Here is a 25,865-nt window from a genome sequence, read left to right as displayed (position 1 = left end):
GGTCCAGCGGGTCAAGTCCAGTCCGTCAGCCCCATCTGCATGAGGCCGAGCGGGCTCAGATTCTCCTCTCGCGCGCGGCCCGCGAAGCCGAGTTCGTAGTCTTCCGGCGCGAAATCCGGGCTGCTGCGCCCTTCGAGGAAGGCCGGCGCCTGGCGCTGCGCGAACGCGGCGTTCTTCGCGCACCACGGCGCCGCGCCGATGTAGATCACGTTGCTGTAGCCGCTGCCGGTGTGCTGGTCTTCCACCGCATGGATCACGTCGGAGTGCCACCACACCGTGTCGCCCGGTTCCACTTGCGGGATCGACACCAGCCCGGCCAGCAGCGGCGCATGCCATTGCGGCGACGCGCCCAGCGCGCGCCCCGGCTGCGCGCCGCACAGGTCGCCGTCGGGCACGTCGGGCTGCAGCGCGCGCAGCAGCATCCATGGCGTCGTCTTCGCGATCGGCACCAGCTTCAGCGTGCCGTCGCCGGGGCCCTGGCGGGTCAGTGCGGTCCAGCCCTGGAAGGTGCGGAAGGCCGAGCAGACGGCCGGCGACGGGATCTCGCGCGTCGCGGTGCGGCCTTCGGCATCGAACGGGTCGAAGGCCAGCGGGTCGCCGTCGAACACCTCGCGGTAGACGTGGCGGAAGCTCGGCTCGCACCAGCGCTCGACCGAGCCGCCGTCAGAGTGCGGCGACAGCCCGAGCGTCGAATCGCCCGGCTCGCGGCGGCGGATCCGGTCGGCGTAGTTGAACTGCCGGTCCGGGTCGAAATACCGCGTGCCGTTCTTCTCGAAGGTCCACAGCCGGTTCAGCCAGCTGCGCAGCGTCGCCATGTCGGCATGCTGGCGCGCCTGCATCTGCGGCAGCGACCAGTACAGGCTGTAGATCTGCGGCCGGCTCGAACCGAGCGCGCTGAAGTACTTGTCCAGCCCCGCCTTCTGCGGCATGCGCTGCAGGTACTGCACGTCGTCGATGTAGCGCACGATGGCCTCGTTCCACGCACCGACCTGGTCGGGGTCGAACACGCCGCGCACCACCACGCAGCCGCGCCGCTTGATGTGGGCCCGCTGTGCCGCAGTGACGCGGCCGGCGGCCACGTCCTGGAACGGCAGTTCGGGCACCGCGCCGCCGTGCGCCTGCTCGCTGCGGATCGCGGCCACCTCGGCCTCCAGCGCATCGCTCAACCGCGCGAAGCGGCCGGGCAGGTCGCGCACGTCGCGGCGCAGTTGCCGCTGCGAATCCCGCACGGCGGCGGGCACGTCGTTCATCCAGGCTTCCATCGCGTTCACCTCCTGGCTCAGTTGAGTCGCTCCCCACTGTCGGCCGAAAACACGTGCAGCGCCTGCGGCGGCACGTGCACCCGCACCGCCGCGCCGGGCACCACGTTCGGCAGGCCGCTCATGCGCACGGTGATCTCGGTGTGGCCGAGGTCGACCAGCGCATAGGTCTCCGGCCCGGTCGGCTCGACGAGCGAGATCCGCCCGGCCAGCTGGCCGTCGTCGCGCAGGCCCATGTCTTCCGGGCGCACGCCGACGACCACCTTGCCGCCCGGACCGTTCGCGAGCTCGCCGATCGCCGTCCCGTCGGGCAGGCGCAGCAGGCCCGCGGCATCGCGCGTCGCGTCGAACAGGTTGATCGACGGCGAGCCGATGAAGGTCGCGACGAAGCGGTTGGCCGGCCGGGTGTAGATCTCCAGCGGCGTCGCCAGCTGCTGGATGCGCCCGCCGTCGAGCACCGCGATGCGCGTGCCCAGCGTCATCGCCTCGACCTGGTCGTGCGTCACGTAGATGGTGGTGACGCCGGTGCGCATGTGCAGCCGCTTGATCTCGGCGCGCATGTCCACGCGCAGCTTCGCGTCGAGGTTCGACAGCGGCTCGTCGAACAGGAACAGCTGCGGCTGCCGCGCGAGCGCCCGCCCGATCGCGACGCGCTGGCGCTGGCCGCCCGACAGCTGGCGCGGCTTGCGCTGCAGCAGCGGCGCGATCTGCAGCATCGCCGCCACGTCCTGCACGGTCTTCTCGCGCTCGGCCTTCGGCACGCCGCGCATCTCCAGCGGGAACGCGATGTTCGCCGCCACCGTCATGTTCGGGTACAGCGCGTACGACTGGAACACCATCGCGATGTTGCGGTCGGCCGGGCCGGAGGCGGTGATGTCCTGGCCGCCGAGCAGGATGCGCCCGCCGCTCGGCTCCTCCAGCCCGGCGATCAGGTTCATCAGCGTGCTCTTGCCGCAGCCCGACGGGCCGACCAGCACCAGGAACTCGCCGTCGGGCAGCTGGATGTCGATCTCGTGCAGCACGCGGGTCGCGCCGAACAGCTTGTGGAGGCCTTGCAGGGCGAGTTCTGCCATGGTGTGTGTCGGAAACTGCGGGAATCAGCCCTTGACCGAGCCGGCCATCAGGCCGCGCACGAAGTACTTGCCGGACAGGATGTAGACCAGCAGCGTCGGCGCGCCGGCGATGAACGCCGCCGCGAAGTGCACGTTGTATTCCTTGACGCCGGTGCTCGAATTCACCAGGTTGTTCAGCGCCACGGTGATCGGGAAGCTGCTGTAGTCGCTGAACGACGCGCCGAACAGGAAGTCGTTCCAGACGTTGGTGAACTGCCAGATCACCGAGACCACGATGATCGGCACGCTGTTGGGCAGCAGCAGCCGGAAGAACAGGCGGAAGAAGCGCGCGCCGTCCATGCGCGCCGAACGCACCAGCTCGGGCGGGAAGGCCGCGTAGTAGTTGCGGAAGAAGAGGGTGGTGAAGCCGATGCCGTACACCACGTGCACCAGCACCAGCCCGGGCACCGTGCCGGCCAGGTGCAGGATGCCGAGCGTGCGCGCCATCGGGATCAGCACGATCTGGAACGGGATGAACACCGAGAACATCAGCATCGCGAACACCAGGTGTGCGCCGCGGAACCGGAACTGCGTCAGCACGTAGCCGTTGAAGGCGCCGATGCCGGTCGAGATCAGCACCGCCGGCAGCGTCATCAGGAAGCTGTTGACGAAGTAGGGCTTCAGCCCGGTGGCCTGCACGCCGATCTGCGCCAGGCTCCAGGCGTCGTGCCACGGCTGCAGCGTGAACGCGTCGGGCCAGGCCATCAGGTCGCCGCCGCGGATCTCGTCGAGCGGCTTCACCGAGTTGACCAGCATCACGTACAGCGGCATCAGGAACAGCAGGGCCGCATAGCCGAGCACGCCGTAGAGCAGCACGCGAGGCAGGACCCGTGACACGACGGCCTTCAACCTGCGCTCAGCCATGCGCATCCTCGCCGCGCGTCTCGCGCAGGATGTACGGCACCACGACGATCGCGATCGCGACCAGCATCAGCACCGCACTGGCCGCGCCGACCGCCATCTCGTTGCGGGTGAAGGTGTATTGGTACATGAACAGCGACGGCAGCCAGCTCGCGCGCCCCGGTCCGCCATTGGTCAGCGCGATCACCAGGTCGTAGGACTTGATCGCCATGTGCGCGAGGATCACGAAGGCCGAGATGAAGCTCGCGCCGAGCTGCGGCAGGATCACGCGCTGGTAGATGCGCCAGGCGCGCGCGCCGTCGAGCCGGGCGGCGTTGACCACCTCGGTGTCGACGCCGCGCAGCCCGGCCAGGAACAGCGCCATCACGAAGCCCGAGGTCTGCCACACCGCGGCGATCACGATGCAGTAGATCGCGAGGTCGCTGTCCTTCACCCAGCCGAACGCGAAGCCGGTCCAGCCGATCGCGTGCATCGAGCGCTCCAGCCCGATGCCCGGGTCCATCAGCCACTTCCAGGCGGTGCCGGTGACGATGAACGACAGCGCCATCGGGTAGAGGAAGACCGACCGGAAGCCGGCTTCCGCGCGCACCTTCTGGTCGATCAGCACCGCCAGCAGCAGCCCGAGCACGCCGCAGCCGAGGATGTACAGCGTCGCGAAGATGCCGAGGTTCTTCACCGACAGCACCCAGTTGTTCAGCCCGACGAGGCGCACGTACGCCTCGGGGCCGGACAGCGTCGTCACCGGCACCATCGTCGAGGCGGTGAACGACAGCCACGCGGTGAACGCGATGTAGCCGTAGACGCAGACGCCGATCAGCAGCACGCTCGGCGACAGCACCGCCTTCGCGATCAGGGGAGCCTTCATCGGCGGTCGGTGCCCGGTGGATCAGTTGTCGACCGCGGCGACCATCTCCTTGACGGCGGCCTTGCTGTCGATCTGGCCGTTGAAGTGACGCGTGATCACGTCGTAGAACGCGTTCTTGATGCCGGCCGGCACCGCATGGCCGTGCGCCATCGAGCCGACCAGCGCGCCCTTGCCGCTGGCTTCGGCCAGGTCCTTGATGCCCTTCTTGCCGCAGTCGTCGAACGCCGCGTCGGAGACGTCGGTGCGTGCCGGCACCGAGCCCTTGACGACGTTGAAGGCCGACTGGAACGCCGGGTCCATCACCGCGCTGGCCATCTTGGCCTGCGCGGCCGCCTTGTCGCCGCCGACCTTGAACATCGCGAACTGGTCGGAGTTGAACGACACCATGCCCTGCGTGCCGGGGAAGCGCATGCAGATGAAATCGACGCCCGGCTTCTTCTTCGCCGCGACGAACTCGCCCTTGGCCCAGTCGCCCATCATCTGGAAGCCGGCCTTGCCGCTGATGACCATCGCCGACGCGAGGTTCCAGTCGCGGTTGGAGAAGTCCTTGTCGACCAGCTTGCGCAGCTGGCCCATGCGGTCGAAGGCCTTCAGCATCGTCGGCGAGCCGAGCGCGGCCTTGTCCTTCTGGATGAAGACCTTCTTGTAGAAGTCGATGCCGCCGGTGCTCAGCACCACGCTGTCGAACAGCGTCGCGTCCTGCCACGGCTGGCCGCCATGCGCGAGCGCGACGAAGCCGGCCTTCTGCACCTTCTCGGCGGCGGCGATGAACTCGTCGAAGCTGGTCGGCATCGCGGTGACGCCGGCCTTGTCCAGCACCGACTTGTTGGCCCAGACCCAGTTGGTGGAGTGCACGTTGACCGGCGCGGCGATCCACTTGCCGTCGTACTTCGAGAACGCCTGCAGCGCGCCCGGCACGACCTTGTCCCAACCTTCCTTCGCGGCGACCGCGTTCAGGTCGGCCAGCACGCCTTGCTTCGCCCAGTCCTGGATGTCGAAGCCGAGCAGCTGCACCGCGGTCGGCGGGTTGCCGGCGGTCACGCGGGCGCGCACCGCGGTCATCGCCGCCTCGCCGCCGCCGCCGGCCACCGGCATGTCGTTCCACTTGACGCCCTGCTTCTCCAGGTTGCCCTTCAGCACGTTCAGCGCCGCGGCCTCGCCGCCGGAGGTCCACCAGTGCAGCACCTCCACGCTTTGCTGGGCGGCCGCCAGGCCCGAGAACGCGAGCGCGCATGCGGCCGCGACGAATGTTTTCAGTGGGTGACGTGTCATTCGCTTGTCTCCTGCTTTGTAGGGGCGTGACGTCGAGGTCACGCCGATCAGGATAGGCCGCAGCGCCGAACGTTCTGACGGGGGATTCCCGCGCAAGAGTCAGCGCAGTTCGCGAAACAAACGGTGTTTAGCAGCCCGAGCTCTCCCGCACCACCAGTTCGACCGGCTGCACGATGTCCTGCGGCATCGCGTCGCCCTGCATCACCATCTCGACGCCGGTGCGGCCGAGCGCCTCCTTGTCGACGCGCATCGTCGTCAGCCCCATCGTGCCGTAGGCCGCGGCGGCGATGTCGTCGAAGCCGACGAAGGCGATGTCCTGCGGCACGCGCAGGCCGGCGGCCTGGCAGACGCGGATCGCCGCCAGCGCCGCCATGTCGTTGTAGGCGAACACCGCGTCCGGGCGCGGCCGCAGCTTCAGCAGCTCGCGCATCGCGGCCTCGGCGCCGGCCGAGGTGTCGAGCCCGGGCGGCGCGACCACCTCCAGGTCGGGATCGGCCAGCACGCCGGCCTCGAACAGCGCGCGCCGGTAGCCGCGCTCGCGCTCGCGGATGCTGAAGTGCGCCAGCGAACCCGCCAGGTAGGCGACGCGCCGGTAGCCCTGCGCCAGCAGGTGCTGCGTCGCGAGGTAGCCGCCTTGCGCGTTGTCGGGGTTCACCGCACGGCAACCGGGCATCCAGAAATCGACCAGCGCGAGCGGCAGGTCCATCGCGCGCAGCAGGTCGACGACCTCGGCCTCGAAGTAGCCGGCGGCCATCAGCGCATCGGGTTCGTGCAGGCGCAGCAGCTGGCGCACCGGGTCGGCGGGCCCGGCGCTGAGCACCGTCGGCACCACGCCGAACTCGCGGCAGGCCTCTTCGACGCCGTGCATCACCTGCGAGAAGAACGGGTTCAGCGAGAAGCTGCTGTGGTGGCGGTGCACCATGAACAGCAGCCGCCGCGCCTTGGCCGAACGCAGCCGGCCGGGGTCGTAGCCGAGGTTGCGCGCGACCTCGCGCACCTGGCGGCGCGTCTCGTCGGAGAGACCGCGCTGGTTCTTCAGCGCGCGCGAGACGGTGCCGATCGAGACGCCGGCGGCTTCGGCGATGTCGCGGATCGTGACGCTGTCCGAACTCATTGCTTCAGCGGCGCGGCCGACAGCCGGTAGCGGATCACGCAGGGCTCGTCGGGATGCAGCGCGATGCCGTCGCGCGCGGCGAGCGGGTGATCGGCCGGCGGGCGGCCGACGCGGCCCAGGTCCCACGCGCCGTGCACCGGCTCGACACCGAGCGCGAGGTGCCGGCCGCTCCACGGCGGCGCGAGCCGGCCGCGCTGGCTGACCCACAGCACCAGGTCGGGCAGCAGCGCGCGGTCCCAGTCGAGCGTCAGCGACCAGCCGGCGTCGAGGTAGCGGGCGCTGACCGCGCCGACGATGTCCATCAGCTGCAGCAGGTCTTCGCCATCGGCCGCTTGCGGGAAGCGGCTGAGATCGCCGGTGCGGCCGTCGGCCAGCGGCACGGCATCGAGCCGATCGAAGCGCGCATCGGGCGCGAGCCGCGAGCGGCCGGGCTCGGTCGGCACCGGGTAGGTGAAGCCCGGCCCATCGTGGCGCAGCGCGAGTTCGATGCGGCCGATGTCGAGCCGCAGGGTCGGGTGCAGCGCCACCGGCAGACGGCACGGCCTGCGGGCCTCGATCTGCAGTTCGAGCTCGAGCGCCGGCGCATCGGCCGCCGCGCGCACGCGGCGGGTCAGGCGCTGCAGTGCGTGATCGGGCGGCATCTCGATGTGCAGCGCGAGCGTCAGCGGGTCCTGCGGGTTCGCATCGAGCCACTGCCAGCGGTGGTGCGACGCGTAGCCGTGCGCCCACTCGTCGGCAGGCTGCCGCGCCTGCCAGCCGGCCGGCAGCGCATCGGGACGGTCGCAGCGGCCGAACGGCACGCACGGCCATTCGCCGCGCAGCCGGCCCTGCAGCCCTGGCCATTGCCGGTGCGCCTGCGGATCGTCGGCCCACGGCGCGACGTGCAGCGGCGAGAAGTCGGCATGCCCCTCGGCGCTGAAGCGCACCGGCGCCAGCATGCCGCCGAAGGCGTGCAGCGCCGCTTCGCCATGCGCCCAGCGCAGACGACGGACATCGTCTTTGGGGAAGGCGGTGGAGGAGGTGGGGGCCACGATCGGGCCAGTGTAGAAACCCGTCGTTGTTTAGTAAACGTCTAAAGCCCAGGCAGGGTGTTCCTGGGGGCGGGCGGGAACCAGGCGTCGAGGTGCGCCAGCGCTTCGGTGAGCGACACCAGCTGCCGCAGCGAGCGGGCGGCGTCCGGCGTCTTCAGGTCGGGCACGGTGACGACCTGCAGGCCGGCGGCACGCGCGGCGGCGCTGCCATGGTCGCTGTCCTCGAACGCGAGGGCGCTGAGCGGGTCGATGCCGGCACGCTGCGCCGCCAGCAGGTAGACGGCCGGATCGGGCTTGCCGCGCGGCACCTCGTCGCCGCCGGCCACCGCGCGGAAGAAGCCGTCGATGCGAGCGATCGCGAGGCGGCGCCGCACTTCGGCCACGTGCGTCGACGACGCCACCGCGCACGGCACGCCGCGCTGCTGCAGGGCCTGCAGCAACAGCATCGCGCCGGGCTTCAGCGCGAACACCACGCCGGCCTCGGGTGCGAGCCGTCGCGCGGCATCGCGCTGCACGCGTTCGTAGGCCTGCGTGCTGCCGAGCAGCGCGGTGAGCCGCGCGGTCGACTCGGCGTGCGCCAGCCCGATCACGCCGATGTAATCGGCCTCGTGCAGCAGCACGTCGAGCGCGCGCGCCGCATCGAGCCACGCCTGCATGATGGTGCGTTCGGAATCGAGCAGCAGCCCGTCCATGTCGAAGATGGCGGCGGTGAACATCGGCAGGATTGTGACGATCCCTCCCCCCAAGTTCGTGGGAGATGACTTAAGCAATAAAGATGGGACCCCCCCTGGTGCGTGTCGGATTGCGTCGTTAGACTGCGCTTCGAATTCTGGGAGGAGTTCCACATGGTCCAGTTGCTGACAGCACGCCTGCCGTTCAAACACGGCAGCGCCAAGGCCTCACCCGTCGTCGCTCGACGACGTCAATCATGCGCCGCCACGTTCCGTTGGCGCTGCCCATCGCCGCCGTCGATCGGCTAGCGACAGTCCCCGATCCGCACCCGTCTCCCGCTGCCTGAACCGCAGCCCGAGTCCGGCTTGGCCGTGCCTGGCGCATGGCGATGCCGCAGTTCGTTCCTGTCGTCGCTTCCACCGATGTCCTCCCTTCGCGGACCCGAGCCCATGACGCTTCCTGCCTGCCTGCGCGCCAGACTCGCCTTCTCAGCCGTCGTCCTCACGGTGGCCGGGCTGCTGCCGTTGCTTGCGTCCGCGCAGACCGCGGTGTCCGGCACGATCGGCGGCGACACGCGCTGGACCGCGTCCGACAGCCCCTACCTGCTGAGCGGCGAGGTCGCGGTGCAGGGCGGTGCAACGCTCAGCATCGACCCCGGCGTCACCGTCTACATGGCCGCCGGCGCGCGGCTCACGGTGCAGGCCGGTGCGGTGCGCGCCGTCGGCACCGCGGCGCTGCCGATCCGCGTGTTGTCGGACAAGACCCGCCAGGGCCAGGCCGGCGCGCCCGGCGACTGGGACCAGTGGGTGTTCGGCAGCGGGACCACCAACACGCGCCTCGAGCAGATGGTGTTCGAGCACGGCAAGGGCCTCGCGATCCACGGGTCCGCGCCGGTGCTGAACCACGTCGACATCCGCAACCAGCAGGGCGCGGCCATCACGGTCGACCTGGCCGCATCGCCCAGCGGCGTCGGCAACCGTGCCAGCGGCAATGCGCTGAACGGCATCGCGGTGCCGGCCGGCGACGTCACCGGCAGCGTGCGCTGGGGCCTGCGCGGCATCCCCTACGTGATCACCGCCGGCTCGGTGTCGGTCGGCGCCAGCCCGTCGGTCGGCGGGGTGTCGCCGGCGACGGTCGAGCAAGGCCAGACCGTCACGCTGACGGTGAACGGCACGCGCCTCACCGGCCTCGCGAGCGCATCGTTCGACCGCGCCGGCCTGACGTTGACGCCGTTCAGCGGCGGCTCGTCCTCGCAGCTCTTCCTGCAGCTGAAGGTGGATGCGGCCGCGGTGCCCGGCACCGCCGCGCTGCGCCTGCAGGTCGACGCGGGCGAGCTGCTGCTGCCCAATGCGATCAGCGTGACGGCGCCGATGCCGGCCATCACGGCCCTCGATCCGTCGACGGTGCTGGCCGGTGCCGGCGCGAGCGAGATCACCGTCACCGGCCGCAACTTCGCGGCCAACTCCGAGCTGACCTTCAATGCCGCCGCGGTGCCGACGGTCGTCATCGGCAGCACGCAGCTGCGCGGCACGCTGCCCGGCCAGCCCGCCCCGGTGACGCTGCAGGCCCAGGTGCGCACGCCCGATGCGGCGCGCCCCGGGCAGTACCTGCTGTCCAACGCCGTTGCGCTGCCGGTGCAGGCGCCGGTGCCGCCGACCGTGGCCATCGAGCCGACGCCGATCGCGTTGCCGCCGGACGGCAAGGCGCGCGACATCACGATCCGCCTGTCCAAGGCCGACTACCGCGACAACACGCTGAGCTTGTCGGTCTCGGACACCAGCAAGGCCACCGTCACGCCGGCCAGCCTCGTGATCCCGGCCGGCCAGACCAGCGCGAAGATCACCATCGTGCCCAAGCTGACCGGCACCGTCACGCTGACGGCCGACTCGGCCACGCTGGCGCGCATCAGCGTGCCGTTGTTCATCACCGCCGATTTCCGCGGCGCCAACACCGCCTACGCGTCGCCGGTCGGCGTGGTCGTGCAGTCGAACACGCCGCCCGCAACGCGCCAGGTCACCGCCGTCAATGCGATGGTCGGCGTGGCGGTGGGCGGCGTGCTGTCGCAGGTGGCGCCACGCTCATGGGCTGTCGGCAGCAGCACCGAGATCGCGATCGCCGGCGCCGCCATTCCGGCCGGCGCACAGGTCAGCGTGCTGCCGGCCACCGGCATCGTGCTCGGGCCGGTCACGGTCAACGCGCAGGCCAGCGAGCTGCGCGTCACGCTGACGACGGCCGCCGATGCGCCGATCGGCGCCCGCAAGCTGGTGGTGCGCGATGCGGCCGGCAAGGAACTGGTGTTCGCCAACCCCGCTGCGTCGGTGGTGCAGCTGATGACCGGGCTGCCGTCCATCGAATCGATCGAGCCGATCTTCGGCAGCCGCGGCAACCTGTTGAAGCTGGTCGTGCGTGGCCGCCACCTGCAGCAGGGCCAGCTGCGGCTGGTGCCGGACACCGGCCTGCATGTCGACAGCACGCCGGTCGTCAGCCCTGACGGCAGCATGCTGACGGCTCCGCTGCAGATCGATGCCGATGCGCCCACCGGCAACCGGCTGGTGCAGGTCGTCACGCCGTCCGGCGCTTCCGCCGCGGTGCTGTCGGCGGCCAACACCTTCACGGTGGCCTCGGCCGTGCGCGAGACGGTGACGCCGGTGGCCTCGCGCCTGGTCGGCGTCGTCGTCGGCACGGCCTCGCCGCCGGCCGAGCCGGTGCAGCGCCAGCCGGCTTCGTCGCTGATCGGCGTGCTGCTCGGCACCGGCATCACCGAGGTCCGCCCGAACACCGGCGTCGTCGGCACCACCACCACCGTCATCGTGCGCGGCGCCGGCCTGCAGGCGGTCAGCGGCGTCAGCGTGACGCCGGCCGCCGGTGTCACGATGGGCACGCCGACCGTCAATGGCGACGGCACGCAACTGAGCGTGGACATCACGGTCGACGCAGGTGCGGCGCTCGGCGCGCGCCGCCTGACGCTGACAGCCGCCGGCAAGCCGGTGACCTTCTCGCGCCCCGGCGATGGCAGCTTCCTGGTCTCGGCGCCGGTGCCCGAGCTGACGGCCGTCGCGCCGCAGGTGCTGTTGGCCGGGCAACCCGCCGTCACGCTGACGGTGCGCGGCCGCAACTTCACCAACGTGTCGGCGGTGCGCATCGAGCCGTCGCAAGGCGTGCAAGTGCAGTCGTTCCAAGTTAACGCCGACGGCATGCAGCTGACCGTCAACGCGACGGTGGCCGCCGGTGCAGCGCCGGGCAGCCGCGCGGTCGTCGTGACCACGGCCGCCGGCGAGTCCACGCCGACCGTGCAGCCGGGCAACCTGGTGCGCATCGCGACGCAGGTCGGACCGACCTACGCCGGCATCTTGTCGCTGCCGGTCGGCGTGCGGGTCGGCAGCGGCGCCACGCTGCCGACGGATCCGGTCAACCGGCTGATCGGCGCGCCGCACGTCGGCGTGGTGGTGGGCAGCGCGACCCCCGCTCCGCAGAGCATCAACGGGACCGCCGCCAGCAAGGCGGTCGGCGTGGTGGTCGGCGCGGCGGCGCAGGCGATCAGCCCGACCGGCTGGCTGCAGGGCGCGTCTGGCACGGTGACGATCAACGGGCGTGGGCTCGACACGGTGACCACGGTCTCGGCGACGCCGGCCACCGGCCTGCTGCTCGGCGCCCCGGTGGTCAACGGCGACGGCAGCCAGCTGAGCCTGACGCTGTCGGTGGCGCCGGACGCGCCGCTCGGCCTGCGCTGGCTCAGCCTGGGCACGGCCGCCGGCCGCACCGTCACCTTCGCGAACCCGGCGCTCGCGGCCTTCGGCATCGGCAGCCTGCCGACCATGACCTCGGTGTCGCCGATCGTCTTCGAACAGGGCAAGGGCGCGATGCTGCTGATCCGCGGCAGCAACCTGAAGAACGTGCTGCGCGTCGTGTTCGCGCCGGGCAGCGGCCTGCGCCCGGCCGGCGACATCGCGTGGTCGCAGGATGCGCTGGGCGAGCTGCTCAGCGTGGCCGTCACCGTCGACGCCACCGCCCCGCTGGGCAACAGCGTCGTGCGCCTCGAGGTGTATGGCGGCCTCACGTCGGCCGCCCCGAGCCCCGCCAACACCATCAACGTGGTCGCCCCGCAGTGACCGAGCCTGGAGCACCCATGTCCTTCTTCCTTTCTTCACGTCCCGTCGTTCACCCTGCTTCGAGGAGCCCCTCCATGAAACTTTCCACCTTCAAGCCGCAGGCCGCCTTCGTGCTGGCGGCGCTGGCGGCAGCCTCGGCGCAGGCGGCCTTCAACAGCGGCAGCACCGGTGCCGACGGTGCGCTGAACCCGACCGTCAACACCGAGATCCAGCTGCCCGAATCGGGCATCCTGAATTACACGACGGTCAACATCCCGGCCGGCGTCACGGTCAAGTTCAAGAAGAACACCGCCAACACGCCGGTGTTCGTCCTGGCCAGCGGCAACGTGACGATCGCCGGCACGATCGACATCCGAGGCGGCGATGCGACGGCGACCGGCACGTACGGCGACGGCGCGCAGGGCGACGACGCCATCCCCGGCGCGGGCGGTCCCGGCGGCTATGACGGTGGGCGCGGCGGACGCGACGACCTTCAGCAGCGGGTCGACATCATCCGCGGCGGCAGCGGGCTCGGCCCGGGCGGCGGCCTGGGCGGACTGGAGGGCGGCGATGGCTGCAACGCCATCGGCTATTACCACTACTTCGGCACCGGCGGCGGCTACGCGACGAACGCCTACCAGGCGGGTGGCGCCGGCTACCAGTGCGCGGCATCGACGATCACCGTGTTCGCGAAGGCCTACGGCTCGCCGTTGCTGCAGCCCTTGCTGGGCGGGTCGGGCGGTGGCGGCGGCCGGGGGGGAACCGCCTTCCCGGGCGCAGGCGGCGGCGGCGGTGGTGGTGCGATCCTGATCGCCTCGTCGGGGGTGCTGCAGCTGACCGGGAGCATCAACGCCCGTGGCGGCGACGGCGGCGGGCTGGCGGGCGCCGGTGCAGGGGGCAACGGTGCCGGCGGTTCGGGCGGCGCGATCCGTCTCGTCGGCACGACGGTGTCGGGCAACGGCAGCCTGTTGGCCGACGGCGGTTGCATCAACAACAGCAACCAGCCGCGGCAGAACTGCCTGGCCACCGGGTATAGCGGCCAGTTCGGCGGCTCCGCCGGCCGCATCCGCATCGAAGGCGAGGCCATCACATACTCGGGCAGCGCGAGCCCGGCTTTCGTCGCCGACGTCCCCGGTCCGGTCTTCATCGCCGAAGCCCCGAGCCTGCGCATCGCGTCGGTCGCCGGCACCGCAGTGCCGGCCAACCCGACCGGCAATGCCGACGTGACGCTGCCGGCCACGACCACCGGCCCCATCGATGTCGTGTTCCAGACCGTCAACGTACCGGTGGGCAACACCGTGCTGCTGCGCGTCGTGCCGGCCTATGGCCAGGCCACCGAGGCACTCAGCCCGGCCATCACCGGCAGCAGCGCGAGCGGCAACGCGTCAGTGTCGGTGACGCTTCCGTCGGGCCCGAGCACGCTGCAGGCGACCACCACCTACACCGTGGTCGTGGCCGGCACGCTCGACCTGTCGCGCTTCGCGCACAACGAGCAGGTCGAGAAGGTCGAGGTCACGGTGTCGATGGTCGGCGAGGCGACCGCCCGGCTGCTGACTGCCAGTGGCAAGGCCTACGACGTCTCGTACGCCGCGCTGCGCGCCGCCGGCTTCCGCGGCTGACGTCCATCCCGCAGCCACGACCCATCGCCGACCCCCCACTGGTTTCCACAGGACCATGATGACGACAGAGGCCAACACCACCGCGCGGCGTGTGCTCGCCACGCTGACGACCGTCGCGCTGGCGGTCAGTGCGGTCTCGACGCGATCGGCCGAGCTGGTCGTCGACGACGGTGTCGTCATCAAGTTCGGCGGCGATGCGCAGCTGGTGCTGCGCGACAAGCTGACCGCCGGCAAGGGGGTGGTGCTGACCAGCCAGAAGGACGATGCCAACGGCGGCCAGGCCAATGCCGCGCCGCAGGTGCCGGCGGCGGGCGACTGGCGGGGGCTGCGCATCGAGAAATCCGCGGCCGCCTTCGGTGCCCTGTCGCTGAGCGACTGGACACTGCGTTACGCGGGCGGTGGCGAGGCCGGCGCGGCGGTGACGCTGCGCGGCTTCAACCCCGGCCTCGAGTACCTGCAGGTGATGGACGGCACGACCGGCCTGCGCCTGCTCGACGGCGCCTCGCCGGCCATCACCGGGTCCAGCTTCCTGCGCAACGCGATCGGCCTGGACGCCGACGGCAACAGCGCGCCCGTCATCGGCAGCACGCAATTCGCCGGCAACACCACGCAGGCGATCCTGAACCGCACGCCGGCCACGCTGATCCAGGCCACCGGCAACTGGTGGGGCCACCCGAGCGGCCCGAAGGACGCGGCGGGCAATCCGCAGGGCCAGGGCGACGCGGTGTCCGCCGGCGTCAACTACGCCAACCCGCTGGCGCTCGCGCCGCTGATCGCACCGTCGGTGCGGCTCGCGAGCCCGCTGCCGTTCTACGAAGGCCGCACCATCACGTTCGACGTGGCCTGCATCAACGCCACCGAATTCCGCATCGCCGAAGGCACCGCCTTCGCCGGCACCCTGTTCCAACCGTTGGTCAACGGCCGCGCGACCGTCGACTTCACGCTGTCGGACGGCGACGGCCAGAAGCCGGTCAGCGTCCAGTTCCGCAACGCGGCGGGCACCGTGACCAGCGCCTCGCTGTCGGGCGGCGTGCTGGTCGACACGCAGGCGCCGGTGTTGTCGATCAACAACCCGGCCCCGGGCAGCATCGTCAGCGGCCCCATCACCGTCGAGGCCAGCGCGAGCGATGCTTCCGGCGTGGCCAGCGTGCGCTTCTACCTCGACGAGCAGCTCGTCGCGACGCGCACCGCCACCCCCTACACCTACGCCTGGAACACCGACACCAGCACCGACGGCAGCCACAGCTTCCGCGTCGTCGCGCTCGACCAGGCCGGCCGCAGCGCCGAGCTGGGCCGCGCGGTGACGCTGTCGCGCGCACCGGTCCAGCCCGACCTCGAAGGCCCGCAGCTGGCCGCCGTCGCGGCCGGCGGCAGCGCGCTCGCCAATGGCGCGAGCTTCGCGCGCAACACCACCATCACCTTCAGCGCCAGCGACCGCAGCGGCATCTCGCGCATCGAGCTGCTGCTCGACGGCGCGGTGGTCGGCACCGCCAGCGGCTCGGGCAGCTACAGCGTGCCGTTCAGCCTGGCCGACGTCGCCAACGGCGCGCACACACTGAGCCTGCGCGCCACCGATTCGGTGGGCAATGTCAGCACGACCAGCTACAGCGTGACCGTGGCGCATGCGGTGCCCGACGCACCGCAGCTTGCCAGCCCGGCCAGCGGCAGCACCACGCGCAGCGCCGATGCCGTCGTCAGCGGCACGGCCGCCGCGGGCGCCAGCGTGCAGCTCGCGCTCAACGGCCAGCCGGCCGGTGCCGCGATCGTCGCCGGCAGCGACGGGCGCTTCAGCGGCCCGCTGACGCTGGTCGCCGGCAGCAACCAGATCCGCGCGACCGCGACCGATCAGTGGGGCACCAGCGCGCCCTCCGCGGCCTTGCTCGTGACGCTGGACGTCACCGTGCCGGCCAGCCCGGCCAACCTGACGGCGCTCGCGCAGCCGCAGGGCAAGGTGCGCCTGTCGTGGACGCGCTCCACCGACCCGAACGCGACCGGCTACGACCTGTACCGTGCCGCCAACGCCTTCACCGGCATCGGCGAGGCGGTCAAGGTGAATGCCGGCCTGCTGACGGCGACCACGGTCGACGACCTGCCGGTGCAGGACGGCACCTGGTACTACCGCGTCGTCGCGGTGAATGCCGCCGGCACGCCGTCGCTGCCGACCAACCAGGTGCAGGCGCTGTCCGACAGCACCGCGCCGAAGGCCGTCTCCATCGTCTACACGCCGCTCGGCAAGGTCGATGCCGCCACCGGCCGCATCGGGCAGGGCCGGGTCAACCTGGTCGTCACCGTCACCGAGGCCTTGCAGGCCACGCCGTACCTGTCGATCGTGCCGCAGGGCGGCACGCCGCTGCCGGTGGAGCTGGCGAAGACCGGCGACAGGACCTACGCGGGCAGCATCGTCGTCGACGCCAACACCGCGTCGGGCGTCGCCAATGCGCTGTTCTCGGCACGCGACCTGGTCGGCAACCGCGGCACCGACGTCGATGCCGGCGCGACGCTGCGCATCGACACCGAAGGCCCGGCGCTGTCGGGCATCGTGCTGACGCCGTCGTCGCCGATCAAGAACGACGGCGCACCGGTGCTGCAGGCGAGCTTCAGCTTCAGCAAGACACCGAAGAACGGCGCGACGCCGCAAGTCAGCTACCTGCTGTCGGGCCCGGTGCGCTCGCCGATCGCGGTGGGAGCGCTGACGCAGGTCAATGCCACCACCTGGCAGGCCTCGTTCACGCTGCCGTCGGACGGTGGCCAGGCCGGGCCGGAGACGCTGGTCTTCAGCAGCCAGGCCATCGACGACCTGGACAACGTGTCGAACAAGGTCACGGCCTTCAACCGCTTCCAGGTCTACCAGGGCAACCTGCCGCCGCTGAACGTGCCGTTCGGCTTCGCGGCCAAGGCGCAGCCGGGTGGCAAGGTCAAGCTGAACTGGCAGGCGGTCGACGGCGCGGCCAGCTACCAGCTGTACCGCCAGGGCCCGGGCCAGGCCGAGCTGCAGCCGCTGGTGCGCGCCGGCGGGGTCGACCTGATCGACCAGACGCCGCAGGACGGCACGTACCGCTACGCCGTGGCGTCGGTGCGGCAGTCCAACGGCCAGGAGTCGGTGTCGGGCCAGAGCGCCGCGGTCGAGGTGGTGACCAGCGCGACCGCGCCGGGCGCGCCGCAGAACCTCGCGTTGCAGCTCACCGGCCAGGGCATCTATGCCAGCTGGCAGCCGCCGCTCTCCAGCACGGTCGACTACTACAACCTGTACCGCGCGTCGGGCACCAGCATCGGCAGCATCGAGGGCCTGGTGCCGCTGAAGACGCGCATCAAGAACCCGGTGACCTACGACACCAGCCCGTCGCCGTCGCAAGGCGCCTATGTGGTGACCGCGGTCGATGCGGCCGGCAACGAATCGGCGATCTCGAACTCGGCCTACCTGAACGCCAGCCTGCTGCCGGTGCGCGACCTGAAGGTGGAGCAACTGGGCAACGAGCTGCCGGTGCTGAGCTGGACTGCGCCGAACGGCGGCGTCGCCGGCTACCACGTCTACGTGGGCCCGGAGGCGAGCCGCGTGCGCCTCACCTCCAGCCCGACCACGGCGACACGCTTCACCGACACCGGCTACACCAGCGGCGAGCGCCGCTACACGGTGGCGACGGTCGATGCCAATGGCGTCGAGCTGCCGCGTGTCGTGCTGCTGCCGGCGGTGGGCACGCAGCTGGCCGGCGGGCTGCCGCTCAAGCGCGGCGTGATGAACAAGCTGCAGGTGCAGGTGGCCAACACCTCGGCCGGCGTGCTGGCGGGCGTGCGTGCCGTGGTGCGCGTGCCGGTCAACAAGGATTCGACGCAGTTCAAGGACCACCGGTCCGAGCCGTTCACGCTGGCCGCCAACGAGACGCGCCTGGTGCCGGTGATCGTCGGCGGCTACGGCGACATGCCGTCGCTGGCGGCCGGCCAGGTGGGCGTCGAGATCGCGCCGGAGGATGGCGAGGTGGTCAAGCTGAGCCGCAACGAGGGCCTGGACGTCGTCGACGGCAGCCTGGTCGTCGGCATGGCGACCGAGGAGTTCACCCGCGGCGGCACCGGCAAGCTGCGCCTGACGATCGAGAACACCAGCGAGGTCGACGTCGAGCTGCTGACCGCCACCAACGGCGGCAACAACGACTCGTCCGAACTGCGCTTCAAGATCGTCGACGGCGACGGCAACGTGCTGGCGACGCAGGCCTACAAGCAGGCACTCGGTGCCAACGTGCTGACGCTGACCAACGGGCTCACGGTGGCGCGCATCGCGGCGGGTTCGAGCTACACCTCGGACAGCTTCAGCCTGAACGTGCCGGCCGGCAGCCCGAACAACATCGCGGTGCGGCTGGAGGTCGACAAGCTGCGCTACCACACCGGCCAGGACGACGAAGTCAGCATCGCCGGGCGCGGCACCGAGAAGGGCGTGTCGCTGCTCGACACCGCCTATTACGGCGAGGTGACCGACGTCAACCCGATCAGCTCGTTCGGCGACCAGGACATCACCATCACCGGCCGCGCGCTCGACCGCCGAGGCAACGTGCCGCTGCCCAACACGCGCCTGAAGCTGGTGCTGAACCAGCAGGGCTTCGAGCGCGTGTTCAGCGTGCTGACCGACGGCGGCGGGCAGTTCGCCTACGTCTTCAAGCCGACGCTGACCGACTCCGGGCTGTACAAGGTGTCGGCGGTGCACCCGGAGATCACCGACCGGCCGGAGCAGAAGGCCTTCACGATCAACCGCGTGACCGTCGGCCCGACGCCGTACAAGCTGGACGTGCCGCGCAGCTACGCGTTCAGCATCCCGTTCTTCGCGCAGGCCGGGCCGGGCACCTCGGCGGCCAACCTGCGGCTGACGCTGGATGCGGCCAGCCAGCCGACCGGCCAGCTGCCGGCGGGCATCACGGTGCAGCTGCCGGCGCCGGTGACGCTCGCCGAGCGCCAGCGGCTGAACGTGCCGGTCAGCTTCGTCGCCAACAACGACGCGCAACCGAGCGGCTCGCTGATCTTCAACGTGGTCAGCGACGAGCACCCGCTCACGCCGATCGGGCAGGTGACGGTGAACTACACGCTGTCCGAGGCCAAGCCGTTCCTGACCGCGAGCCCGAGCTTCGTCGAGACCGGGCTGGCGCAGGGCGGCAGCGAGACCGAATCGGTGCTGGTCGAGAACAAGGGCCTGCAGGAGGCGCTGAACCTGCGCTTCACGCTGACGAAGCCCGATGGCTCCGCGGCACCGGCCTGGGTGTCGATCGCCAGCCGCGCCGACGGCACGATGGCGGTGGGCGACAAGCGCTCGGTCGACGTCGCGTTCACGCCGCCGTCCACGCTGGCCGAGGGTGTGTACGAGTTCCGGCTGAACGTGCAGGGCGACAACGTCGCGACGCAATCGCTGAACGTCTACGCGAGCGTCACGCAGAGCGGACAGGGCAACGTGCTGTTCAAGGCGGCCGACCTCTACACCGCCACCGTCGACAAGCAGGGCCACCTGATCCCGGGCCTGGCGGGGGCGCGCATCGCGGTGCAGAACGAGGACGTGGTGACGGTGACGCAGGAACTGCTGACCGATGCGGTCGGCGAGGCGCTGTTCCAGAACCTGCCGGCGGGCCGCTACAAGTTCCGCGCGACGGCGGCCAACCACCAGGAGATCGGTGGGCGGCTGATCGTCAAGCCGGGCATCACGTTCAACCAGTCGGTCTTCCTCGACTACAACCTGATCACGGTCGAGTGGAGCGTGCGCGAGATCACCATCCAGGACCGCTACGACATCACGCTGAACGCGACCTTCGAGACCGACGTGCCGGCCGCCGTGGTGGTGCTGCAGCCGGCGAGCGTGAACCTGCCGAAGATGAACGCCGGCGACGTGTACTACGGCGAGCTGAGCCTGACCAACTTCGGGCTGGTGCGCGCCGACAGCGTGGTGCGCACCCTGCCGGCCAGCGACGCCTTCTTCCGCTACGAGTTCCTGGTCGACGTGCCGACCTCGCTGGAAGCAAAGCAGCGCGTGACGATCCCGTACCGCGTGGTGGCGTTGCAGCCGCTCGATGTGGCGGCGAGCAGCGGCGCGGCGAGCGGGGGCGGGTGCTACAGCTACAGCAGCCAGTTCTCGGTGGCGTGCAAGTTCCAGTGCGCGAACGGGCAGCAGTCCAGCTGCGGCTCGGCGATGTCGTGGTTCTCCGTCAGCAACAGCTCGTGCCCGGCCGGTGGTGGTGGCGGGGGCGGGGGTGGTGGCGGCGGGGGCGGCGGTGGGGGTGGCGGCGGCTGGGGTGGCGCCGGTGCCAGCACGCCGATCAAGATGAAGGGCAAGAAGTGCGTGTTTATTCCCAAGGGTGGAACGCAATGCGATTGAGCCGCAACCTCTCGTTCGCCCTGGGGGCGTGGCTTGCGCTGGCGGCGCTGGCACCGGCGCAGGCCGAGGACAGCCGCAACGGCCTGGTGGTGACCTCGCCGAACGGCTACGCCAACCTGAACGCGCAAGACCTGGAACTGCGCAGCACGGCCGGGCCGGTGCGCTGGACGCGCTCGTGGAACGGGCAGGAGTGGAAGTTCAACCCGCAATGGGAGAGCCTGTCGCAGAGCTGGAGCAACCTGACCGGCAGCCAGACGCAGGATTCGAGCGGCAGTCTGGCCTCGGGCAACAGCGACGGATCCGGCGTGGTGCTGGACACGCCGGCGCCGCGCAGCGCGGGTTCGGTCAGCATGAGCGGCGGCGGTGGCGAGGGCTGCTGGGTGTGGGTCGACGAGGACTGGCAGCCCACCTACTCCGCGGTGATCGAGGTCAGCACGGGCCTGCGCGACGCCGGGCCGCTGATCCCGCTGCGCAGCACGCCGTTCAACCGCGTGATGCCGGAAGCCGGCAGCGACTACGCGCCGGGCATGCGCGTCAGCGTCGACTACGCGAGCCTGTGCGCAGGCAGCAGCGGTGCGAGCGGTGCGGTGTCGATGGAGGGCATTCGCCGCATCAACGAGCTGCACCTGGGCGACAACGGGCGCTACTCGTTCAACAACCGCACGGTGCTGGAGAAGCGCGCGGTGCGCCAGCAGGCGCCGGCATCGGTGGCACAGCTGGCGAGCGGGCAGGTCGCGCCGGCGCCGGTGGCCAACGACAAGGGCTACCGCTGGATCGACCGCAGCGGCGCGTGGATCGACTACAACACGCAGGGCCAGGTGGTGGCCTACGGCGATCGCAATGACAACGCGGTGTGGCTGGTGCGCGATGCGGGCGGCACGCTGCGCGGCGTGGTGGATGCGGCAGGGCGGGTGCTGCTGACGCTGCACTACACCGGCGAGCTGATCACCGAGGTGCGCGACTACCCGGTGGCCGGCTTGGCTCAGGACCTGCCCGCGCGCTCGGTGAAGTACGCCTACGACGAGCGCAACCGGCTGGTGCAGGTGACCGACGTGCGCGGCAACGTGGTGAAGTACGAGTACGACATCGGCAACCACATCGTCAAGATCACCGACCAGGAAGGGCATGCCGAGACGCTGCTCTATGCGGGCGAGACGGTGAAGAAGCGCACCGCGCCGGACGGCGGGGTGACCGACTACGAGTTCGACTACGACGACGCCAACAAGCAGTTCGTCAGCAAGATCACCGGGCCGGAAACGCCAGCCGGCCGGCGCGTCGAGGACATCACGCAGAACCGCGTGGGCAAGCTGGTGCGGCGGTTGTACAACGGGCAGGTCGATGTCGAAGTGCGCTACGACACCGGAGCGCGCGCCGAGACGGTGACGAATGCGCGCGGCTTCACGACGCGCACCACGCGCAACGAGTTCGACCAGCCGGTGGAGGTGCTCAATCCCGACGGCACCAGCCGTAAGTACAGCTACTCGGCGTTGAATCTGGCCGTCACCGAGAACGTCGATGAGGCCGGCGTCAGGACGGCTTATTTGCGCGACGTGCGAGGCAACCTGCTCAAGCTGACGGAGGCCGTCGGCACCTCGCAGGAAACCGTGATCGAGTACGAGCGCAATGCCCTCGGCCAGGCAATCCGCACGACGCGCAAGGGCCGTACGGAGGCAAACGGGGTCGTGACGGCGGACGCCGTGTGGCAGTCGGAGTTCGATGCGCGGGGATTGCTCAAGAAGATCACCGACGCAGAGGGGCATGTTCACCAATACGTCTACGACCGCGCGGGCCGCCTGATCTCGTACACCGATCCGAGAGGCCATGCGACGAGTTTCGAGCTGGATCCGGACGGCAATCTGGTCAAGGTCACCGACGCGCTGGCCCGTGTGATCGCCCTTTCGTACGACAAGCTGGGCAATCCGTTGAGCGAGACCGACGGCCGAGGCAAGGTGGCTCGGCGGGCCTACGACAGCATGAGCCGTGTGACGCAGTTCACCAGCCCGGTCAGCGGCGAATACAAGATCCAGTACGACGCGCAAGGCTTGCCGATCCGCACCACCGATGAAGACGGCCGAACCACGGCCTACGAGTTTGACAACCTGCTGCGGTTGACCCGGCACACCGACCCGCTGGGCAACGCGACGCAGTTCAGCTACCGCATTGCCGACGGATCGCAGGCGGGCCAGATCGGATCGCTGGAGGATCCCACCGAAGTCAAGTACCCGACCTTCACGCAACGGGTGCGCTACGACGCGCGCGAACGGCCGACCAGCGGGACGGTCCTGAACCCCGGCACTGCCGGGACCGAAGGCCTTGTCAGCGCGACCGAGTACGACGTCCGTGGACAGGTGAAGAGCGATACCGATTCCAACGGCAAGACGCGCTTCTATGACTACGACGTGATCGGGCGGTTGACCACCACGACCGACAGCCTCGGCAACAAGACGCATGCCCAGTACGACGTTCGGGGCAACCTGCTGCAGATCACGGATGCCAAGGGCAACACGAGCCGCTTTGAATACGACCGCAACGATCAGGTCGTCAAGGAGATCCTGCCGCTCGGACAGACGAGCGTGCTGAACTACGACGACGCGGGCAACCTGGCCGAACGGGTCGATCCGAACGGCAACAAGGCCACCTACGAATACGACGCCGTGAACCGGCTGACCGATGTCGGCCAGTTCAATGCGGCGGGCGTGCAGGTGCGCAGAACCCACTACACCTGGGACGATTCGGACAACCTTAAGGGGTGGACGGACACCGACCTCACGCGTCCCGTGGGCCAGCAGAACACCGCGTCGTCGTCCACCTTCGACGACGACAGCCGGCTCACCGCCCAGACCGTCAGCTACCCGACGCCAGACGGTGGCACCTACACGCTGAGCTATGGCTATGCGTACAGCGCCGCGGGCTACAAGACGCGGCTGACGTGGCCGGACGGAACGGACATCGGCTATGCCTACAGCGGGCATGCCGAGTTGCAGGACGTGACCATTCCCGGGGAAGGCAGCATCAGCGTCAACGAGTTCAAGTGGATCGCACCGGCGAAGGTGACGCTGCCGGGCGGCAGTGTCCAGGAGCGAACGCTCGATGGCCTGCTGCAGCTCGAAGGCCTGAAGGTGAAGACCCCAGGCCAGCAGACGATCCTGAGCGTGGCCAACACGTTCGGCAAGGTGCAGGAACTCAAGAGCAGCAGTCGCACGGACACTGTCGACGGCGTCAGCACGACCCGCAACAGCTCGCATGCCTATGACGACGAGACCCGCCTGACCCAGACGTCGACCGATGCCGGCAGTGCCTTCGGGACCGAGACCGAGAACTTCACGCTCGATGCCGTGGGCAACCGCATTGCGCACAGCCAGGTGAACGGTGCCTGGACCTACGACAAGAACAATCGGCTGCTGCAGCGCGGCACCGGTGCCAATGCCACGAACTACGACTATGACGACGCAGGAAACCTGACCCAGGTCGCGGAGTCGGGCGGTGTGGTGACGCAGTTCGTGCACGACGCACAGAACCGCCTGAGCGAGGTCAGGGACGGCGCGGGACGCCTGGTCGCCCGCTATGGATACGACCCGATGGACCGCCGTGCGTGGCGCGAGCAGTACCGCACGCGCGACGGTGTGGCAATGAACCCCGCCAGGCGGAGTTACTACCTCTACGCGGACGAAGGCCTGATCGCCGAGAGCCAGCAGGACATCGCGCTGGCGGGCGACGGCAGCGTCACGGTGCTCGGCGCACCGGCCCTGATCGCGCAGTACGGCCCACGTCCCGACGCCGAGTTCACGACGGGCATGCTGTTCGTCAAGGCCCGAAACAGCAACGGATCGGACACCGTCGCCTACTATCACCACGACCAGCTGGGCACGCCGATCCAGGCAACCGACCGCGCCGGAAACGTCGTATGGGCTGCCAGCTACAACGCCTTCGGCAAGGCCACCATCACGACTCCGGCCGCGACCCCGGAGCGCCCGACCATCGTGTCAGTGCTGCGCCTGCCGGGGCAGGTGGAGGATCCGGAGACCGGCCTTCACTACAACTACCGGCGTTACTACGACCCCTCGACCGGACGCTACATCACGCAGGATCCGATCGGCCTCGCGGGCGGTGACAACCGCTACCGCTATGTCGAGGCCAACCCTCTCAACCTGACCGATCCCACCGGCGAGATCCTTCCTGCCGTGGTGGCCGCCGTGGAAGGTGCCGCCGAGATGATCGCGGCCTGCACGGCCGAGTGCGCGCTGCTGGACACGGGCGAGAAGATCCTGACGGGCGAATGCAATGACGTGGCGGACACCGTCAAGGAATGCGCCAAGGATTGCGCGCTGACGCTCGGGCTGGGCTGGGCCGCCAAGAAGATCTGGAAGTACGGCAAGAAACTCTGGGATCGCCTGCCTTGCGCGCTCAACAGCTTCCCCGGCGACACGCTGGTCCATGTCCGACCCGCGGGCGCCTCGGAATCGGATGCGGTGCAAGGGAAGTCGCAGTTGCGCCCGATCAGCGAGCTGCGAGTGGGCGACGAAGTGCTCGCGTTCTCCGAATGGCAGGAGAACACGCTCGCCGCGGCAGGCGATGAACGCCTGAGCTACCAGCGGGTGACCGACCTCCTGACGAACCACATGCCGCGCACGCTCGTCCATCTGGTCCTCGACAACGGGCAGCAGATGACGGCGACCGACAGCCATCCATTCCGGACGACGGAAGGCTGGCGCGATGCGGTGATGCTGAAGCGGGGGGGGAAGCTGCTGTTGAAGGGGGACGGCGGCGATGGCGAGACAACTGCGACCATCGTCGACGTCCGGACCGAACAGAAGCTGTTGCCGGCATTCAACATCGAGGTCGCGAATGCCCACACCTACTTCGTCGGCGAGGATGGAGAACTCGTCCACAACGGCTGCCTGCGCCGCCCCTACATCCGCAAGTGGGTACGCGACGCGATCGACAAGGCGGCCAAGAGAACCAAGGACGGGCGCCCCCGCGATCCGCACACCGGCAAGCCCATCGACGGTACGCCGGACCGGGGTCACAAGCCGGGCCACGAACATTGGCGCGAGAAGGAAGCCGCGGAAGCCAAGGGCATGAGCCAGAAGGATTTCAACGATCACATGAACGATCCGAACAAGTACCACCTGGAGGATCCGCATGAAAACCGATCGCACAAGCACGAGAAGCCATGACGAAGAAAACCGGTAGGCACACGCTGAAGTCCAGCCCCTTGCTGATGGCCGTGGAGCTCGGCGACGTGGCTGCGGCCGTGCGGGCCCTCGATGCAGGTGAGGCGGTCGACGTCCTGGACCTGGACGGCAACACCCCGCTCACACGGGCTGCCTTCCTCGGCAACATCCCGTTGATGCAGGTCCTGCTGGACCGCGGTGCGAACCCCGACGCTGTCAACGACATCGGCTGGTCGCCGCTGCATTTTGCGGCGCAGGAGAACCGGCCTGACGCGGCAGGGCTGTTGATCGCACGTCGAGCGACCATCGAGCCGCGCGATCCGAATGGCAATACGCCGCTCTGGACGGCAGCCTTCAACGAGTCTGCCGAGGTCGTCGACCTCCTCGTGCGCCATGGGGCCTCGCTGACGACCGCCAACAAACACGGGGTCACGCCACAGGAATTGCTTGACTGA

General features: G+C 69.8%; 13 protein-coding genes. 5 read left to right on the top strand and 8 right to left on the bottom strand.

The window, feature by feature from the left end; genetic code table 11:
• Positions 1-11 precede the first annotated feature (11 nt).
• The 8 genes from FHT26_RS16740 to FHT26_RS16705 form a co-directional block, all read right to left on the bottom strand.
• Positions 12-1,262: a YbiU family protein gene (locus tag FHT26_RS16740; RefSeq protein WP_168561248.1), complete on the bottom strand. Its 1,251-nt coding sequence runs from the start codon at positions 1,260-1,262 to the stop codon at positions 12-14.
• A gap of 17 nt (positions 1,263-1,279) precedes the next feature.
• The gene (locus tag FHT26_RS16735) at positions 1,280-2,332 is read right to left on the bottom strand and encodes an ABC transporter ATP-binding protein (protein ID WP_168561247.1); all 1,053 of its coding nucleotides are present in this window, start codon (positions 2,330-2,332) and stop codon (positions 1,280-1,282) included.
• A gap of 24 nt (positions 2,333-2,356) precedes the next feature.
• A complete protein-coding gene (locus FHT26_RS16730) occupies positions 2,357-3,142 on the bottom strand; it encodes a carbohydrate ABC transporter permease (RefSeq protein WP_246867961.1) in 786 nt (261 codons plus the stop codon).
• Positions 3,143-3,227: 85 nt separating this feature from the next.
• Positions 3,228-4,097, bottom strand: a complete 870-nt coding sequence (locus FHT26_RS16725) for a carbohydrate ABC transporter permease (protein WP_168561245.1) — start codon at positions 4,095-4,097, stop codon at positions 3,228-3,230.
• Positions 4,098-4,118: 21 nt separating this feature from the next.
• Complete coding sequence (locus FHT26_RS16720; protein ID WP_168561244.1) at positions 4,119-5,369, bottom strand: ABC transporter substrate-binding protein; 1,251 nt, start codon at positions 5,367-5,369, stop codon at positions 4,119-4,121.
• A gap of 127 nt (positions 5,370-5,496) precedes the next feature.
• On the bottom strand, positions 5,497-6,483 hold the full coding sequence (locus tag FHT26_RS16715) for a LacI family DNA-binding transcriptional regulator (RefSeq protein WP_168561243.1): 987 nt from the start codon (positions 6,481-6,483) through the stop codon (positions 5,497-5,499).
• A complete protein-coding gene (locus FHT26_RS16710; RefSeq protein WP_168561242.1) occupies positions 6,480-7,514 on the bottom strand; it encodes a hypothetical protein in 1,035 nt (344 codons plus the stop codon). Before FHT26_RS16710 ends, FHT26_RS16715 begins: the two co-directional genes overlap by 4 nt.
• Positions 7,515-7,555: 41 nt before the next feature.
• Positions 7,556-8,230: an HAD family hydrolase gene (locus FHT26_RS16705; RefSeq protein WP_168561241.1), complete on the bottom strand. Its 675-nt coding sequence runs from the start codon at positions 8,228-8,230 to the stop codon at positions 7,556-7,558.
• A 405-nt stretch (positions 8,231-8,635) separates the two neighbouring features.
• On the opposite strand from FHT26_RS16705, the gene FHT26_RS16700 reads away from it, so the two are divergent.
• The 5 genes from FHT26_RS16700 to FHT26_RS16650 all read left to right on the top strand — a co-directional run bounded on the left by FHT26_RS16700 (position 8,636) and on the right by FHT26_RS16650 (position 25,865).
• Positions 8,636-12,295 carry an IPT/TIG domain-containing protein gene (locus FHT26_RS16700; protein WP_168561240.1) on the top strand — a complete coding sequence of 1,220 codons (3,660 nt, stop codon included), beginning with the start codon at positions 8,636-8,638 and terminating at the stop codon, positions 12,293-12,295.
• 74 nt (positions 12,296-12,369) lie between these two features.
• Positions 12,370-13,893 carry a hypothetical protein gene (locus FHT26_RS30380; RefSeq protein ID WP_168561239.1) on the top strand — a complete coding sequence of 508 codons (1,524 nt, stop codon included), beginning with the start codon at positions 12,370-12,372 and terminating at the stop codon, positions 13,891-13,893.
• 58 nt (positions 13,894-13,951) lie between these two features.
• Entirely contained in the window at positions 13,952-20,236 is a 6,285-nt protein-coding gene (locus FHT26_RS16690; protein ID WP_168561238.1) for an Ig-like domain-containing protein, read from the top strand.
• Positions 20,227-25,413 carry an RHS repeat-associated core domain-containing protein gene (locus FHT26_RS29995; protein ID WP_246867960.1) on the top strand — a complete coding sequence of 1,729 codons (5,187 nt, stop codon included), beginning with the start codon at positions 20,227-20,229 and terminating at the stop codon, positions 25,411-25,413. Before FHT26_RS16690 ends, FHT26_RS29995 begins: the two co-directional genes overlap by 10 nt.
• On the top strand, positions 25,410-25,865 hold the full coding sequence (locus FHT26_RS16650; protein ID WP_168561237.1) for an ankyrin repeat domain-containing protein: 456 nt from the start codon (positions 25,410-25,412) through the stop codon (positions 25,863-25,865). The genes FHT26_RS29995 and FHT26_RS16650 overlap by 4 nt, the downstream gene beginning before the upstream one ends.

It is taken from the genome of Rhizobacter sp. SG703 (assembly GCF_012275445.1).
Taxonomy (GTDB): domain Bacteria; phylum Pseudomonadota; class Gammaproteobacteria; order Burkholderiales; family Burkholderiaceae_C; genus Rhizobacter.
The sequence above is the reverse complement of the archived record's forward strand: the minus strand, read 5'-3'. Positions and strand labels throughout refer to the sequence as shown.